16 protein-coding genes and 1 pseudogene are annotated in these 18,045 nt (G+C 30.7%); 11 read left to right on the top strand and 6 right to left on the bottom strand.

The features are described from left to right. Complete coding sequence (locus tag JN168_RS11760) at nucleotides 1-1,032, top strand: mannonate dehydratase (protein ID WP_042738001.1); 1,032 nt, start codon at nucleotides 1-3, stop codon at nucleotides 1,030-1,032. After that, complete coding sequence (locus JN168_RS11755) at nucleotides 1,032-1,853, top strand: SDR family oxidoreductase (protein WP_279525914.1); 822 nt, start codon at nucleotides 1,032-1,034, stop codon at nucleotides 1,851-1,853. The genes JN168_RS11760 and JN168_RS11755 overlap by 1 nt, the downstream gene beginning before the upstream one ends. Nucleotides 1,854-2,096: 243 nt before the next feature. On the opposite strand, the gene JN168_RS11750 is transcribed toward JN168_RS11755, so the two are convergent. Further along, nucleotides 2,097-2,579, bottom strand: coding sequence for a GyrI-like domain-containing protein (locus JN168_RS11750; RefSeq protein ID WP_279525913.1), 483 nt, complete (start codon nucleotides 2,577-2,579; stop codon nucleotides 2,097-2,099). Between the two features lie 100 nt (nucleotides 2,580-2,679). On the opposite strand from JN168_RS11750, the gene JN168_RS11745 reads away from it, so the two are divergent. From JN168_RS11745 to JN168_RS14030, 3 genes and pseudogenes are all read left to right on the top strand, one after another. Beyond that, nucleotides 2,680-3,639 carry a helix-turn-helix transcriptional regulator gene (locus tag JN168_RS11745; protein ID WP_042738004.1) on the top strand — a complete coding sequence of 320 codons (960 nt, stop codon included), beginning with the start codon at nucleotides 2,680-2,682 and terminating at the stop codon, nucleotides 3,637-3,639. 150 nt (nucleotides 3,640-3,789) lie between these two features. Beyond that, nucleotides 3,790-5,511, top strand: a complete 1,722-nt coding sequence (locus JN168_RS11740) for an ABC transporter ATP-binding protein (protein WP_082039166.1) — start codon at nucleotides 3,790-3,792, stop codon at nucleotides 5,509-5,511. Nucleotides 5,512-5,550: 39 nt separating this feature from the next. Beyond that, a pseudogene (locus JN168_RS14030) lies at nucleotides 5,551-5,598 on the top strand (type I toxin-antitoxin system Fst family toxin); the annotation flags it as partial. Between the two features lie 175 nt (nucleotides 5,599-5,773). Here the strand turns inward: JN168_RS14030 and JN168_RS11735 are convergent. From JN168_RS11735 to JN168_RS11715, 5 genes are all read right to left on the bottom strand, one after another. Then, complete coding sequence (locus JN168_RS11735; RefSeq protein WP_052495403.1) at nucleotides 5,774-6,418, bottom strand: YczE/YyaS/YitT family protein; 645 nt, start codon at nucleotides 6,416-6,418, stop codon at nucleotides 5,774-5,776. Between the two features lie 39 nt (nucleotides 6,419-6,457). Further along, nucleotides 6,458-7,513 (bottom strand): Gfo/Idh/MocA family protein, encoded by a 1,056-nt coding sequence (locus JN168_RS11730; protein ID WP_042738005.1) that lies wholly within the window; start codon nucleotides 7,511-7,513, stop codon nucleotides 6,458-6,460. A 62-nt stretch (nucleotides 7,514-7,575) separates the two neighbouring features. Continuing rightward, a complete protein-coding gene (locus JN168_RS11725) occupies nucleotides 7,576-8,967 on the bottom strand; it encodes an MFS transporter (RefSeq protein WP_042738006.1) in 1,392 nt (463 codons plus the stop codon). Nucleotides 8,968-9,001: 34 nt separating this feature from the next. Next, nucleotides 9,002-10,195, bottom strand: coding sequence for a Gfo/Idh/MocA family protein (locus JN168_RS11720; RefSeq protein WP_042738007.1), 1,194 nt, complete (start codon nucleotides 10,193-10,195; stop codon nucleotides 9,002-9,004). Between the two features lie 149 nt (nucleotides 10,196-10,344). Further along, complete coding sequence (locus JN168_RS11715; protein ID WP_042738008.1) at nucleotides 10,345-11,097, bottom strand: DeoR/GlpR family DNA-binding transcription regulator; 753 nt, start codon at nucleotides 11,095-11,097, stop codon at nucleotides 10,345-10,347. Between the two features lie 149 nt (nucleotides 11,098-11,246). Between JN168_RS11715 and JN168_RS11710 the strand changes: the two genes are divergently transcribed. From JN168_RS11710 to aldA, 6 genes are read left to right on the top strand one after another with little or no spacing between them, the layout of a single operon-like run. Further along, nucleotides 11,247-12,716 (top strand): rhamnulokinase, encoded by a 1,470-nt coding sequence (locus JN168_RS11710; RefSeq protein ID WP_279525912.1) that lies wholly within the window; start codon nucleotides 11,247-11,249, stop codon nucleotides 12,714-12,716. Continuing rightward, a complete protein-coding gene (rhaA, locus tag JN168_RS11705) occupies nucleotides 12,700-13,959 on the top strand; it encodes an L-rhamnose isomerase (RefSeq protein WP_042738010.1) in 1,260 nt (419 codons plus the stop codon). The genes JN168_RS11710 and rhaA overlap by 17 nt, the downstream gene beginning before the upstream one ends. Next, the gene (gene rhaD, locus JN168_RS11700; protein ID WP_042738011.1) at nucleotides 13,960-14,787 is read left to right on the top strand and encodes a rhamnulose-1-phosphate aldolase; all 828 of its coding nucleotides are present in this window, start codon (nucleotides 13,960-13,962) and stop codon (nucleotides 14,785-14,787) included. Nucleotide 14,788: 1 nt separating this feature from the next. After that, nucleotides 14,789-15,103 (top strand): L-rhamnose mutarotase, encoded by a 315-nt coding sequence (rhaM, locus tag JN168_RS11695; RefSeq protein WP_042738012.1) that lies wholly within the window; start codon nucleotides 14,789-14,791, stop codon nucleotides 15,101-15,103. 20 nt (nucleotides 15,104-15,123) lie between these two features. Beyond that, on the top strand, nucleotides 15,124-16,458 hold the full coding sequence (locus JN168_RS11690; RefSeq protein WP_042738013.1) for an MFS transporter: 1,335 nt from the start codon (nucleotides 15,124-15,126) through the stop codon (nucleotides 16,456-16,458). 4 nt (nucleotides 16,459-16,462) lie between these two features. Next, nucleotides 16,463-17,899 carry an aldehyde dehydrogenase gene (gene aldA, locus JN168_RS11685; protein ID WP_042738014.1) on the top strand — a complete coding sequence of 479 codons (1,437 nt, stop codon included), beginning with the start codon at nucleotides 16,463-16,465 and terminating at the stop codon, nucleotides 17,897-17,899. The last annotated feature ends 146 nt before the right edge of the window (nucleotides 17,900-18,045 follow it).

Here is an 18,045-nt window from a genome sequence, read left to right as displayed (position 1 = left end):
ATGAAACTTTCATTTCGTTGGTATGGACAGGATGACCCTGTAACGTTGGATAATATTAGACAAATTCCCAATATGAAACATATTGTTTCTGCTATATATGATGTACCAGTTGGTGAAATTTGGGAGAAAGAACGTATTCAACAACTTAAAAACACAATTACCGAAGCAGGACTTAACTTTGAAGTGGTTGAAAGTTTACCAGTTAGTGAAGATATCAAGTTAGGAACTGAGAAACGTGATGCATTGATTGAAAATTATAAAACATCACTGAAAAATTTAGCTGAGTGTGGCATTAAGACAGTTACCTATAACTTTATGCCTGTATTTGATTGGACTAGATCACAATTAGACTATCAACTTGAGGATGGTTCTAATACGCTAATATATGATCACAAGCAAATTAAGGATATTGATCCGTTAACGACCGATTTAAACTTACCTGGTTGGGATGAAAGTTATACACGTGACGAAATGAATAAACTCATTTTGAAATATCGTGAAATGTCAGAGGATCAATTGTGGGATAATCTGCAATATTTCTTAGATGCTGTGCTTCCAACGGCTATAGAGCATGATGTAAATCTAGCTATTCATCCAGACGATCCACCTTGGTCTATTTTTGGTATACCTCGAATTATTAAAAATAGAGAAAGTTACTTAAGATTAACTAAGATTAATTCAGCTTCAAATAACGGCATTTGTTTCTGTACAGGTTCGTTAGGTTCCTTAGCTGAAAATAATTTACCCGAGCTGATTAAAGAATTTGGCAAACATATCCATTTTGTGCATATGCGTAATGTGAAAAGATTAGATGCGCAGTCATTTGTCGAAACGGGTCATTTGTCTGAAACAGGTTCTGTAGATATGAAAGCTGTAACACAAGCGTTGTTGGCTATTAACTATAAGGGAACAATCCGCCCTGATCATGGTCGTATGATATGGGGTGAAACTGGTAAAGCAGGTTATGGTCTGTTTGATAGAGCGCTTGGTGCAACATATATTAATGGTTTAATCGAAGGGGTGAGTGATTAATGGATGCTCAATTTAAAGGAGTAAATGTCATTATTACAGGTGCCACTGGTGTGATTGGCAGTACCTTTGTAAAAGGATTGGTTGCCAAAGGTGCGAATGTCGGTTTATTAGGTCGCTCAGAAGAAAAAATTACTGCATTGCAGAATGAATTAGGTGAAGCTAAAGTACAAACAGTGGATTTAGTAGCCGATGTATTAGATAAAGTAGAATTAGAACGAGCAAAACAAAGATTTAATGAAACATTTGGTACGATTGATATTCTGATTAATGGTGCAGGTGGCAATCATCCGAACGCAACTACCAGTGATGAATTTTATGATGCTCAAGGAACTAACACATTTTTTGATTTAACAGAACCCGGTGTTGATGCAGTATTTAAATTGAACTATGTTGGAACGTTTCTGCCATCACAAGTGTTTGCGCAAGATATTGTAACCTCAAAGCAAGGTTCGATTATTAATATTTCATCGATGAATGCTTTTACACCACTGACAAAGATTCCAGCATATAGTGGAGCTAAGGCGGCAGTGAGTAATTTCACTGAATGGTTAAGCACTTATTTCTCAGGTAAGGTTCGAGTTAATGCGATTGCTCCTGGATTCTTTGAAACCAATCAAAACAAAGGGCTATTAAGGAATGGCGATGGTTCCTATTCTGATAGAGCAAACAAAATATTATCTCAAACACCAATGAATCGATTTGGTGAACCAGAAGAAATTCTAGGTACATTATATTGGTTGATGGATTATAACGCGAGTAGCTTTGTGACAGGAATCGTCGTACCTGTTGATGGAGGATTTAATTCGTATTCTGGCGTTTAATCCACAGTATTTGTACAGTATAATTGCAGTAAGTTAAAGTTTGAAACATTAAAAACCCACGATAAAGTCTGTTAAAGCACATGTACCAATAAATATTGGATTGTAGTCCAATGGTTATAGTACATACTTAACAATGTCTTAGTCGTGGGTTTTATTACTGGTTCTAATTATGATGTTTCAACGGTTATTAACATCGTTCAAATGTGTCTATGACATAGGCATTTATCACACTTTTTCGACGATTTAATTCTTTTTCACAATAGGAATCCACATTTCTCCGTATACTAGATCCTCATTATTTCCTTTGATAACAGCAGTGTTTGGTCCGCCTACATAGGAAATATCAGAATTTGAAGGTAACAATTCACCAAAAGCGCGCCCAGTTAGTAAATCACTGAGTTCCTTTTCACTTTGAGCTTCTCCTTCAACGACTAAATACTCACTTGACGGAAATTCAATTTGACGCGTTGCTTCAGGAAGTGTCTCATTAGTCATTACGCCAACATAATGCATCATTTTACTATTTACTGCCTCATTAACGATAAAAAGATAATCATTTGTAGCTATAGATTTTAATTTATCTATAATACCTTTGTTAACCATATCATTCCAAAAGGTAGTCTTTTCATTATTAATACCAGCATAATCTGTATAATCACTTTTTAATTCTGTTCCAATACCTAACACTGTAAAATTTTCTTTTGTTTCTAATGAATAGTTTGTCATCATAAGTTCCTCCTTTAATATAAGTCATACCCATTTATCTTTTGCTAAATTTATATTAACATTTAATCATGTCAAAAAATGACTATGTTTAGGAGGTAACATGAAAAAAGTTGAACGTATAAATACAATGATGCGTTATATGAATAATAGATCATTTTTCACAATTACTGAAATAATGAAGGAATTCGACATTTCAAGGTCGACTGCCTTTCGAGATATAAAGGAAATAGAAAGTATGGGTATGCCACTCATATCAGAAGTAGGGCGAAGCGGTGGGTTCATCGTAATGAATAATTCAATGTTGCCACCTATTCAATTTACAGATGATGAGGTAAAAGCATTATTTATTGCTTTTATGGCATCGCGCAACCAACAATTGCCATTTTTGGAAAGTAGACAATCAATAGCGGAAAAATTATTAGGTTTGATACCTGAGCATCAACAAGAAGTGCTTGTTTCATTAAATGATTTTCTTATTTTTGAGAGAACCAATGTACAGAATCCTGACTTATTGGAGTTATCGGATATTGCACATCCATTATTAGAGCAGCTGATACAAATATATTTATATAGTCAATTTATAAAAATTACGGTAATTAGTAATGGCGCAGAACAAAGTTATCCAGTATTTGTTCTACATTTATATAGAGAAAAGCATTTATGGATGGTAGAGGGGTTTGACTTAAACAATAAAGTGTTAATGGTATTTGCACTTGATAAAGCCACACATGTAGAAGCCTTTCAACCTTCAGAAAAATGGACGAAACCAAAAATATTAAAAATGATTGCACGCGCGCAACCAGAAACGAATGTTGAAATCATATTAGGTCCTGAGGGAATTGCACAATATCAAAAATATCATCCAATTAAGGTGTCAATTGCTTATATGGATCCCTTTCAAACAACAGGCGTCTTAAAAATGTCAGTCAATCTTCAAGATGATAAGACATTAGATGAATTGATAAACTGGATTTTATTTTTAGGACAAGATATAACCATAGTGAATTTGCCTGAACAAATAGCAAAAAAATTACGAAATAGAAGTCAATTGTATAATTAATATTATATAAATTGAACAACTTAACTATTTTCTTTAGACTGAAATTATCAACTTCAATTAAATATTTTATTATTTTATTGAAAATAAAAATTATTTAATACATAATGTAAGGGATTGATTAAGATAGATAGAGAAAATAGGTGAATTAGCGTGAGAGAATTCTTTAAATATTACAAACCTTATAAAGGATTGTTTTTCTTAGATTTTAGTTCTGCAATTTTTGTAGGATTATTAGAATTAATTTTTCCATTAATAACAAGTGTTTATATAGATAAATTATTACCAACAAATCATTGGAATTTAATTGTTTTGTTCGGATTGTTATTATTATTTGTTTTTGCAGTTGAAGCAGTACTCAAATTTATCGTCACATATTGGGGTCATAAATTAGGAACCAATATTGAACGAGATATGCGTAATGATTTATATGGGCATATTCAAAAATTGAATTTCAAATACTTTGATAATCAAAAGTCAGGCAAGTTAATTGGTAGGTTAACTAATGATTTGATGGATATTGGTGAGGCGGCACATCATGGACCCGAGGATGTCTTTTTATCAATAATGACACTTATAGGTGCCTTTGTCATCATGCTAACTATTGATGTGAAATTAGCATTGATAACATTCTGTGTGGTGCCGATTGTCTTTGTGTTAGCTATTTTCTTTAGCCAAAAAATGTCACGCGCTTTTAAAAAATTATTCGCTAATGTATCTCGATTTAATGAGTTGATAGCCGATAATGTAGGTGGTATTCGTTTGGTTCAAGCATTTACTAATGAACGTTATGAGAATGATAAATTCCGTAATATTAACGATAACTTTAGAGCGACTAAGTTAAAGGCATATAACTATATGTCTTGGAACATTACGATTAGTCATATTGCACAAAAAATCACCTTGATTGTTGTATTAATTGTCGGTAGTTACTTTGTGTTACATGGAGACTTATCTTATGGTGGTATTGTTGCATTTATTATGATTACAAATGTACTATTTAAGCCACTCGAACAAATCAATATGATTATTGAACTCTTTCCCAAGGCTATTGCTGGATTTAAGAATTTTAGAGAAATATTATTAGTTGACCCTGAAATTAAGGATGAACCAAATGCGGTACAAATGCCCAAGGCGCTTCGAGAGATTGAATATCAAGATGTGACCTTTGGTTATGGAGAAGATAAGATTCTAAATGGACTAAATTTAAAGGTACAACATGGTGAGAAAATTGCACTCGTTGGACCTAGTGGTAGCGGTAAGACCACTATTAGTGCACTATTGCCAAGATTTTATGAGGTGGATAGTGGGGCTATCATGATTGATGGTGAAAATATAAAAAATATACAACTGCGTTCACTTCGTTCAGAAATTGGTGTTGTACAACAAGACGTCTTTTTATTTTCCGGCACATTACGAGAAAATATTATATACGGTAATTTAGATACAAGTGAAGAATTGTTGTTTAAAGCAATTAGACAGGCACAGCTAGAAGAATTTGTAATGAGTTTACCTGAAGGATTAAGTACGATGGTAGGAGAAAGAGGTACGAAATTATCCGGTGGACAGAAACAACGTATCGCGATTGCACGTATGTTCTTAAAGGACCCTTCAATCATTATATTAGATGAAGCCACTAGCGCACTTGATATTGAGACTGAAAACAAAATTCAAGCTGCCTTTAAAAAATTGTCTGAAAATCGTACATCACTCATCATTGCACACCGTTTATCAACAATTAAGGATGTAGATCGCATTGTCTTTGTAAAAGATGGGCAAATATTAGAAGAAGGTAGTCATGAGGTACTGATGCAACATGATGGTCCTTATAAACAGCTTTATTTATCCCAATTTCATGAGATAGATACCTTTTAAATTTAAAACGCAATATATTGAAGTAACTAAACAAGTGTTTGTCTCGTTACGCTATTTACGTATTGGCTAAGCAAGCGTGACGAATAGGCGACTAATCATACGGAAAAAATCCCCTCACTATTTGCGGTAGTGAGGGGATTGGTGCATAAAATGCAGATATCTTTGTTAATTGTATTATAACGCCATAGCGGTTAGGAATGCAAAAACAAATACTGCTAAAAATGACTTTAGTAAGGAAAAAGATAGCATTTATAGAAAAAAATTATTTGTTTATTAAACGTGAAGAGTATTTCTGTTCTATAAATTGTAATTTTTTAATTATTAAGCCAACAATTAATGCGGAAATAATAGTTCCTTCACGTACACCTTCAATAGTACCTATAGTCAGTAAAGATATTAGAATAGCAATAACAACCAAAGTTATATCAAAATATAACTTAATAGTTCCAAAACTTTTTGCTGTTTTTTTTGATAAAGCTTTAACAACACCTTCAGCAGGATTATTAACTACTTTAGCTTTTAATTGTAAGATAGTACTGTAAGCAATAATAGTACAACCAACTAGTACCATTAATAGTTTTATAATGTAAAATGGTTTAGGTATATATATAATAACTAAAGACCATAAATCAATTGAGATCCCTAAAATAGGGCCAACTATTAATTGTAAATATTGTTCTTTGGGAAATTGTTTCCCTAAGATTATGATTTCAAATAGTACAAAAATGATATTTGTACACATAGTTAATACGCCAAAGCTTATTGGTTGAGATAAACTCAATATAAAAGGGGGGCTTGTAATTGGTGTGGTTCCTAAATGAGATAAGGTAACTAAAGATATCCCCATCCCCATTATAAAAATACTGAGCAAAAATAAGGCGTACCTTTGTAACTTTGTTATAAGCAATACATAGTACTCCTTTCTATATAATATAGTCAATTGAGATCAATTTAATTTTGTTAGTTTTATAGCTTTTTCTTGGGCAATTAGACATAATTCAGCGGCTTTAAAAATATGTTTTTGTGTCATTGAATTTTCTGTTCTATTTAAACAATCTAATATCATTTTTTCAAAAAAAGGAAAGCCAATTTTATTTTGAAGATGAAAATATTTTTCCCCATGTTCATTAACTAAAAATAAATGTTCTCCAGAACTCGATCGAGTCAAATCAATAAATTTACGAATTTCTATAGTTCCTTTAGTTCCTGTTATAAACAATCGTCCATCACCCCAATTACTTAAACCATCTGGAGTTAACCAATCGACCTTGAAATAAAATGTTACTCCATTCTCACCAACTAAAGTAGCATCACCGTAGTCTTCAAATTCTGGATAATCAGGGTTATTATAATTGCCAACCTTACTATGTAACACTTTGGCATCTTTATTATTACTGAAGTGTAGAAATTGTTCTATTTGATGACTACCAATATCGCATAATATGCCACCATATTGTTTTTTTTCAAAAAACCAGTTAGGACGTGTAGTTTTATTTAAACGGTGTGGTCCGAAACCAGTGATTTGAACTACTTCACCAATTTCTTCATTTTTAATAAGTTCTTCAGCAAATACTGCACTTTCTACATGTAACCGTTCACTAAAATAAACCATATATTTTTGTTTTGTTTCTTGAACAATTTTTCTTGTTTCTTCTAACTGTGGTAGAGAAGTAAATGGTGTTTTGTCTGTAAAATAATCTTTACCAGCCTTCATTACTTTATTTCCTAAATCACTTCTTTTAGCTGGTATATCTGCTGCGGCAACTAGTTGAACCTCTTTATCATTTAAAATTTCATGAAGTGAATTTGCAATTTTTACTTCAGGAAATTTGTAAGTAAATTCTTTAATTCTTTTGGGATTTGAATCAAAAACCCACTTTAATGTAGCACCAGCTTCTATCAGTCCTTCGCACATACCATAAATATGGTCATGATTTAATGCCACGGCAGCAAATACAAATTTAAAATTCTTACTATTTTTTTGTTTTAATAAATTTTTCAAGTTATATATCTCCTTATTTTATATAATCAATCATATTAAGTGAAATTCTCTTAAATAATGTTCTATTGATTTTTGTTATTACGTACATTTAATACATTTGATATTTTAGTGACGGTACTCTTATTAAGTGGATAAAACAAAGCTAAAATTATAAATGATATAAACAATAATATAGAAGGAGATAAATTAGACATATCATATATTCTTTGCATAACCTCATCAGTTTGTGTTGTTGTACTATTCTTAGAAGAATTGTACCCGATTATACTTAATAGGATTCCCCCCAATCCGCCAGCCAAAGATTGCCCAATTTTTCTAGCAAACGAATTTACCGCATATATAGTACCATCTTCTCTTAAATAAGTAGTATATTGATGATAATCAATTACATCTGAAATAAATGCCCATATCATCAAATTAAATAATGATGCCCCTAAAGTTGCAAGAAACATTAAAAATAAATATAACCATACGTTTTGAATATTTAAGAAATATAAAGTTAAATACAATACACTGGAAAATAAAAGAGCAATAATACTAACTTCCTTTTTCCCATATTTAGTAGCTAATAAAGTTGAAAAAGGTGCTAATAATATAACTGTTCCATAATTTAAAAATAAAGCTATAGACATTGCTGTTTTATTGTGATAAAAATCATGAAACAAATAAGTTATATTTGTACTTGTCAATATTTGATTGATTACAATGAATATATCAACTATAACCAAAGCAATTAAAGCTTTATTTTTAAATAAACTAATAAAAATTTTATTAATAGGTTCAATTTCTTTTTTAGTGAATTGAATTCTTTCTACGGTATTTTTGTAAGTCAATTTATAAAAAAAGAATGCAATAATAGCACAAATTATAGATACAATAAAAAATCTATTTCCAGAAACAATTTGATGTCCATTAGGTAAATTTATATATACGAATAAAGGAATTAGTAAACCGGTTGAACTTCCACCAATAGCAGCACCAATACTACGAAAAGTAGATAGTGAAGCTCTGTTTTTAACATCACTAGTTATAGTTGATGCCATTGATCCATAAGGTATGTTTATGGCAGACAATAAAATCCCGAATAATAAGTATGATATAAAAGCGTAAATAATCTTTAAATTCATAGAAAAATCATTAATAAATGGTAGAAATAAAATAATTGTACTGATACAAAAAGGATATTTCATCTTCCGAATCCAAGGTCTAAATCTTCCTTCTTTACTAACTTTGGAATTATCACATAACCTTCCAATTAAAACATCAACAAAAGCATCTATAATTCTAGTAGTGAAAAATAATATACCTACTATATATCCAGTTATACCTAAAACATTAGTGAAATAAATCATCAAAAAACTATTTACTAAGCCTAGTATTATAGTATTTGCTAAGTCCCCATATAAATAAGCTAATTTGTCTTTATAATTAAATTTTCTTGAAGCATCTCCCAAATTTCTTCATCCTCCTTAGTTAAATTTAATTGTTTTAAGAAAAAACATCATTGACTTTATTATTTTTCTTTGACCATTTTATATCGGCATCATTTGGTAAAATCCAATGAGAATAACAATATTCTAAATCTTTATCTAAATTATTAACCCAATATTGTTTTTGTTGCTCACTGTAGCGAATTAAACTTTTTGGAAATAAATTTATTTTAGAAAAGGACCCATGTAATGTCTTAATACATAAAACGTGTGGAGTCGCGGCTTCTAAACCACAAGGAATACGATAGTTATTAGTTAAAATAGCATCTATACAAACATATAATTTTGTTAAGTGACTTTTGGCCTCTGGATTCATGTAAGTTTTTTGAAGACCATCTTTAAAAAATGCTGTTATATTTTCATATCCTTTATCAGGGTCATATTTTATTGTGGCTTTTTCGAATTCTAGTTCAAAACAAGGATTTCTAACATTTTTAGTGGCATGAGAAGCATAAAAAAATATATCAATATTTTTTTTGCTTTTTATATGTAATGCACATGTATCAAATGTTTCTATATTGTTTACACGATAAAGCTCATATTCTATTGTGTTTAAGGAGACACTAGTATTTATATGATCACCATTTAAATAAAATAAATTATGCAAAAAATGTGCAGTTGCATTATTAGCTACGCTATCGAATATCATTGAATTATCGGAACTGAATTTTTTTCCTGCCCAAGAAGAACGATTATAATAAATCTCATTTCTTGGCCATTGAACCATACTCTTTACACGTATAGGTTTTCCAAATTTCTTATCAATAATATCTTTTTTTAATTCTAAAATTGAATTTATAAATGACCAGTTAAATCCTATTGCCAAAAATTTACCAGTTTTGTCTCTTATTCGCTCCATTTCATGTATATCATCATAATTAGCAGTTACAGGCTTTTCGCATAATACATGACTGTTGTTATTCATACACAAGCAAGCGTGGTACTTATGTAAATGTATTGGAGTAGATATAATGGATAAATCTGCAGTATTATTCTCATAGAATCTCTCAATGGAGTTATAAATTGATATATTTCTTTTGATTAACTCATCATAAAACTCTGAAGATTCTGCATTTATATCCACAACTCCGTTCAAGATAATCGATTCATTTTTTTTGAACAACAATTCTTCTAAATAGTTTCTTCCATAACCGTTGATTCCGATTAAAACTATAGATACAGTTTTTTTCATTTTGTATCCTCCTTTATTGATTATATAAACGAAATAAAGAAACCGCTTACATTTAAATGGGATTATAACACCAAAAACCACAATAAACAACATATTTTTTGTTTATTGTGGTTTTTGTTTGGTTTATATGGTTTTTAAATAGAGTATTTTTAATTTATAATTTTAACGGATTTTTTTTGTAAGAGTTCTATAAATTTTGCATCGAAGTCATTGTCAGAAACAATATAATCTATGTTTGACAGAGATCCAAAAGTGATAAGACTGGTTTTATCTAATTTTGAGGAATCTAAAGCTAAAATAGTTTTTTTAGCTTTATTCATCATAATTTGCTTAATATAAGCTTCTTCCTCATTAGAATCTGTAATAATTCCGTCTCTATTTAAGGCTTTGCAGCTTATAATTGCAAAATCTGGATTAAACTTGTTAATAGATTCAATTGTTTGACTACCTATAAATGCGTATGATTGTTTTAGTAATTTGCCTCCAGTAGAATTAATTTCTAAAGAAGATTGATTTAAATCGTATAATGCATTTACTGCATTTGTTATAACATGTAACTTTTTATCAGATACTGCAAATCTTTTTAATGTTTCAACTACTGTAGAACTTGAATCTGCAAAAAGACTGATATCATTACAAATAAAAGTGTCGATTTTCTTAGCGATATTTAGCTTACTTTCCTTGTTGTGTGTATTTCTAACTAAATATGGTAAATCTTCAGTTTTTAACAATCTGGCTCCGCCATAATTTCGTTCTACGATACCTTCTTTTTCTAATTTTTCTAAATCTCTACGTATCGTTTCTTCCGATACTTTAAACTCTTTTGCTAGTTCATTAACATAGACAACTTTATTAAAATACAATTCATTTAGTAATTTTTTCTTTCTTTCAAAAGCTTTCATAATTATTTACTCCTATATTTTTAGGTCAATTGTATCATATAAGAGTATATAACTCTCTGATAAGAAACCACATAAATAAATATATTTTACAAATAATGTTGATTTGTGTGGTTTTTAAGTTTATAATACTTTTCTAAAGAGGTGAAAAAATGAATAACTATATAGCTATAGATATAGGGGCTTCCAGTGGAAGAGCCGTAGCATCTTATGTGGATGATGGTAAAATCAAAATCAAAGAGATTAATCGATTTGCTAATGGATTCACGAGAAAAAATAGACAGAATGTGTGGGATATTGATTACTTATTTGAACAAATATTAATGTCTCTAAATAAAGCAAAGTTACTAGGTATAGAGTCGTGTTATTTAAGTATTGATACATGGGGAGTAGACTATATATTTTTGGATCAAAAAGGTAAGCGCTTACAAGAGGTTGTTTCCTATAGAGATTCAAGAACAAATAATACTATGGATAAAGTGTTTGAAAAAATCTCAAAAGAAGAAATTTATAAAAAAACAGGTATCCAATTTTTAAGTTTTAATACGTTATATCAGTTATACGAAGAGAGTTCAAGTTTAAAGAAACAAGCATCTACTATATTACTCGTTCCAGATTACTTAAACTATCTATTAACAGGAGTTTCCAAAAATGAAATTACGAATTTAAGTACAACACAGTTAATAAATGTATATAAATCTGAATTAGATCAACAACTTCTTAAATTATTAGATATAAGTCAACAAGTATTTCCAGAAATTGTTGAAGCAGGAACTTATCTAGGAGAGATCACTTTATATTTAACTGAAAAATATGATTTACCAATTACGCATGTTTATGCTACTACATCACATGATACGGCTTCTGCAGTCCTCGGTGCTGTTGGCGATAGAAAGAAAAAATGGGCTTTTCTTTCAAGTGGTACATGGTCATTAATCGGTCAAGAGTTAAATAAACCAATTATCTCTAAAAACGCATTAAATAAAGGTTATTCTAATGAAAGAGGATTTGCAGGCACATATAGATTTTTAAAAAATATCATAGGAATGTGGATTGTTCAAAGAGTACGTAAAGATTGGCCTGAAAATTACACATTTCCTGAAATAGTAGAAGAAGCTAAGAAAAACAAGGATTTTAAAGCTTTTATAGATTTTAATGATGAACGTTTTATAAATCCTAAAAATATGATTGAAGAAATTCAGAGGTATTGTAAAGAAACAAATCAAAAAATTCCTAAGACGATTGGTGAAATAGCACAAGTTATATATTTGAATTTAGCAATTATCTATGCAATTTCAATAGAAGATTTAAAAGATATCACAAAGTCTAATATTGAAATACTAAATATTGTAGGAGGAGGTTCTAATAATAACTATTTAAATGAATTAACGTCACAATATACAAATTGTGAAGTAATTGTTGGCCCAATTGAAGCCACAGTATTTGGTAATTTAGCAGCTACTATGATTGCTACAAAACAATTTGAGACAGTGGAAGAAGTGAGAGAATCTATTGGCAAATCTAATAATATAATAAGATTTAAAAAGACAAGGAATTTTTCAGAAGTACAAAAAGATATAGAGAAATTTAAGGAGGTCACGCAATATGAATACAGAACATAAACAAGCATATGAATTGGCGAAAAATCAATATGAGTCGTTAGGAATTAATGTAGAAGAAGCTTTAGAGTCAATTAAAAATATAAAGATATCTATTCATTGTTGGCAGGGTGACGATGTCGAAGGATTTTTATTTAATCAAGATTTAACCGGAGGTATATCTGTTACTGGTAATTATCCAGGAAAAGCTCGTAATGGTGAAGAATTACGTAATGATTTGGAAGAGGCTTTAAAGCATATACCGGGCAATCATAAGATTAATTTACATGCAATATATGCAGAGACAAATGAAAGTATTGATTTAAATGAGATTGAACCTAAACATTTTCATAATTGGGTTGAGTGGGCAAAAAAAAATAATTTGGGACTAGATTTTAATCCTACATGTTTTAGTCATGAAAAATCAGAAGAAGGATTTACGTTAGCCCATCCAAATAAAGATATTAGAGATTTTTGGATTGAACACTGTAAACGTTCAAGAAAAATTGGAGAATATTTCGGTAGAGAATTAGGCCAACCTTCAATAACTAATATTTGGATTCCCGATGGCTTTAAAGATACACCTGTAGATCGTTTAGAACCACGTAGACGATTAATGAATAGTTTAGATGAGATATTTAAAGAAGAAATTGATGAAAAATATAATATTGATACTCTAGAAAGTAAATTGTTTGGTATTGGATCAGAAAGTTATGTTGTAGGATCACATGAATTTTATATGGGTTATGGATTATCTAGAAATAAGCGTATTTTATTAGATGCTGGTCACTTTCATCCAACTGAGGTAGTATCAAACAAATTATCAGCACTCTCATTATTTACTAATGGTCTTAGTTTACATGTTTCAAGACCAGTTAGATGGGATAGCGATCATGTCGTGATATTAGATGATGAATTGAATGATATTGCTAAAGAGCTAATTTATAACAATTTAATTAAAGATACAACTGTAGGACTTGATTTCTTTGATGCATCTATTAATCGCGTAGCAGCATGGGTAATTGGTACTAGAAATATGCAAAAAGCCCTACTAAAAGCAATGTTAGATCCTATAGCCCAATTAAAAGAAGCAGAAAAAAATAGGGATTTTACACAACGTCTAGCTATTCAAGAGGAAGTAAAGACATATTTATTTGGCCCTATTTGGAATGAATTTTGCATTAGAAATAATGTTGAACCAGGTTTAGATTGGTACGATGCTATTAAAGACTATGAAAAAAATATACTTGAAGAAAGAGGGATCTAATTGGAAAAGTTTATCGAATCATCTACGGTTAAAGAGTTTTGTGAAATAACAAAGTTAATGTACAACAAAGGTTGGGATGAGCGTAATGGAGGTAATATTTCATGTATTATTGATGAAGAAAAAATCACCCCTTATTTAACTAAGAATATAGAAAATGTTAGACAGATAAAGTTACCTTTCAATGTACAAGAATTAGCTAATAAATATTTATTAGTAACAGGAACTGGTAAATATTTTAAGAATATTATAAAGAATCCTCAAGACTCGATAGGATTAATTAAAATAGCTAAGGATGGATCATATTACGAAATTTTATGGGGGTTTGTAAATGGGGCAGTTGCAACAAGTGAATTACCGACACATCTTATGAATCATATTCAAAGGTTAGAAGTCGATAAAGAACATAGAGTCATCATGCATTGTCATGCAACTCATACAATAGCGATGACTTTCTCTCATAAGTTAGATGAAAAAGATTTTACAAAAACATTATGGAAGATGTGTACTGAATGTTTAGTTGTCTTTCCAGATGGACTTGGTATTATACCTTGGGTTGTTCCAGGTACTGAAGAAATAGGTCAGTTAACTGCAGAAAAAATGAAAGACTATAGAAGTGTCATATGGCCTTTCCATGGAATATTCGGCGCAGGTACGGATTTAGATGAGACTTTTGGATTAATAGAAACTATTGAAAAATCAGCTGAAGTCTATACGCATGTTCAATCTCAAGGTGGTATAAAACAAGATATTACCGATGAAGATTTACTAAAATTAGCAAAAGGATTTAATGTAGTACCAAAATCAGGTTATTTAGAGGTTGGTGTGTAATGTGAATAAAATAGCTAACGTTATGTATGTTAAAAAAGGATGTTATGAAGAATATAAAAAAAGACATGACCTAATATGGCCAGAAATGAAAGAAATGTTAAAAAATCATGGTGTTAGCAATTATCATATATACTTGAATGAAAAAAACGGCGAATTATTTACAGTCTTAGATATTGAAAACCAATCGTTATATTCTGAAATAGCTAATCACAAAATATGTCAAGAATGGTGGGATTATATGGCAGATATTATGTATGTAAATTCTGATAATAGTCCTAAGTACCAATTATTAAAAGAAGTGTTTTTCCTAGAATAAAATAATAAGGGGATAGGGAAATGAACTTAAAAGTCAAGAAAACAAAAGGATGGGTAGCAACGATAGCTATTGCAATGGCTAACTATATTGAAGCAGGATCTATAATTGCAGCAGCAAGTAGTTTGTCTTTATGGCAATCATACTTAAATCTAAATAATGTTCAGATTGGTTTATTGGGGGCTTTAAGTGCTAATGCATTAGGTGCTGCGATAGGGGCTCTTATAGGTGGACCAATTACTGATAAACTTGGTAGAAAATTCATTTTTAAATATGACCTAATACTATATATGATAGGTATGCTTGTTCTGATATGTTCATTTAATTTTTCAATGTTATTAATTGGAACAATTGTAATTGGTATAGCGGTAGGTATCGGTGTTCCGGTAGCATGGACCTACATTGCTGAAGAAGCGCCTGAAAAAGAACGAGCTAAAAGAATAGGCACTGCTCAACTTGCATGGTCAATTGGACCAACTATTACATTTTTACTGGCTGTTATTGTATCACCAATGGGTTTATTAGGGTCACGTATTATATTTGTGCATTTATTTATTATTGCAGGTATCACATGGTGGATTAGACAAGGAATGAACGAATCTGAAATTTGGGAAGCTGAAAAAGAAAAAGAAAGAAAAGAATTATTACAAGATGTTAAAAAGACTTCTGTAGTTAAAGAACTGTTTACAAATCTAGTTAATTTAAAAGCAATGCTACTTTTAATTGGAATTTATCTTTTTTGGAATTTAACTTCAGGGGCGATGGGATACTTTATGCCTTTCATATACGAAAGTATAGGAGGTTTATCAAGCGCACAAGCTAATATATTACAAGCTATATTATGGTTTTTAACTGTTATAACTACTTATTTTGGATTTATGAAATTAGGAGATAAGTTAAATCAAAGATTGTTATTTGGTATTGGAGCAGCAATGGGGATTCTTGCTTGGATTATTATAACATTTATACCAATGAATTGGGTGTCGCTCATTTTATTTGTAGTCTTATGGGGATCAGCAGCAGGAATCGGTGCTCAAGCATTTTATGCTTTATGGACAAGCGAATTGTTCCCAACTAGATATAGAGCTGGAGCACAAGGATTAATGTATTTTATTGTCCGTACAGGAATTTCGATATATTCATTCATATTACCAACAATACTTGCAACATTAGGTTTCAAAATGACTGGTATTATTATGATTATTTTCTTAATTATTCATTCAATAATAGGAATTGTTTTAACACCTAAAACGCAAGGAAAAACATTAAGCCAAATTGAAAAAGAAAGGTATGGAGAAAGTCCAAATACACAATTATTATCTACTGAGATAAATAAATTAAATGAAGTGAGGGATTAAGATTATGTATCAAATTAAGGATTATGTTAATGGAGAGTTTGTTGAAAGAACAGATTTAGAAATTGTAAACGTATTGAACCCAGCTACTGAAGAAATCATTGCTCATACCTACAACGGAACAAAGAACTACACACAACAAGCGATACAATGTGCTAAAGAAGCTCAAAAAGCATGGAGTGAAACCCCAGCAATTGAAAGAGCTCAATACTTAAAGAAAATTGCTAAAGGGATTCGAGAGCGTGGCGAAGAATTAACAGAAATTATTATTAAAGAAGGAGGTAAAACTAGAGAACTTGCTAGTACAGAAGTATACTTTACTGCAGATTATTTAGAATACATGGCAGAATGGGCTAGACGTTATGAGGGAGAAATTATCCAAAGCGATCGTAAAAATGAACATATTTTACTTTATAAAAAACCTTTAGGAGTTACATCGGGTATACTTCCTTGGAATTTCCCATTCTTCTTAGTTGCAAGAAAAATGGCACCTGCTTTAGTAACAGGAAATACAATTATCATGAAACCTTCAGAAGAAACTCCTATTAATGCATATATATTTACAGAAATATTAGATACTGTGGGCTTACCGAGTGGAGTTTTTAACTTAGTTAATGGTTCGGGTGAAATAGTAGGAGATGAGCTTGCTAGGAATAAAGATATTGAGCTTGTATCTATTACTGGAAGTGAAGATGCTGGTAAAAAAGTAATGGAAGCAGCAAGTACTAATATAACAAAGGTTAATTTGGAACTTGGTGGCAAAGCACCTGCAATCGTTCTTGAAGATGCAGATATAGACAAAGCTGTACAGTATGTAATAGATTCTCGCATCATAAATACTGGTCAAGTGTGTAATTGTGTAGAAAGATTATATGTACAAAAATCAATTGAAGAGCAATTTATAGAAAAATTAGTTCAAAAAATGAGCAGTGTTACCTATGGTAACACATTAGATGGTGATTATGATATGGGACCGCTAATCAACAAAAAAGCACAAGAAAATGTACACAGACATGTGCAAAGAGCTATAAAAGATGGTGCCATATTAGAATGTGGCGGAGAATTACCAAATGATAAAGGGAGTTTTTATCCTGCGACTGTTATAACAAATTGTACAAACGATATGGATATCGTTCAAGAAGAAGTATTTGGTCCTGTCTTACCTATTGTTACCTTTGAAACAATTGATGAAGTGATTTCACTAGCTAATGATAGTAAATATGGCTTGACTTCATCTATTTATTCAAACGATAATAAAAAAATATTTAAATTAGTTGATAATTTGGAATTTGGAGAAACATATATAAATAGAGAAAATTTTGAAGCAATGCAAGGATTTCATGCAGGTATTAAAAATTCTGGTATTGGTGGCGCTGATGGTAAACATGGATTAGAAGAATATCTTCATACACATATAGTTTATATGAATATAGGTGCTGATTAATTATAGTACACTTTAACCTTACAAACTGAAGTATCGAAAATGATGCATTCTCATCGTGCAGTTAGGGTGTGTATAAATTGTGGTGTGAAAATAAAACGACAATATATTTAATTAAACCAACGAAAAGGTCAAATATATGTTGAATC

Source organism: Staphylococcus gallinarum (genome assembly GCF_029774255.1).
GTDB lineage: Bacteria > Bacillota > Bacilli > Staphylococcales > Staphylococcaceae > Staphylococcus > Staphylococcus gallinarum.
The sequence above is the reverse complement of the archived record's forward strand: the minus strand, read 5'-3'. Positions and strand labels throughout refer to the sequence as shown.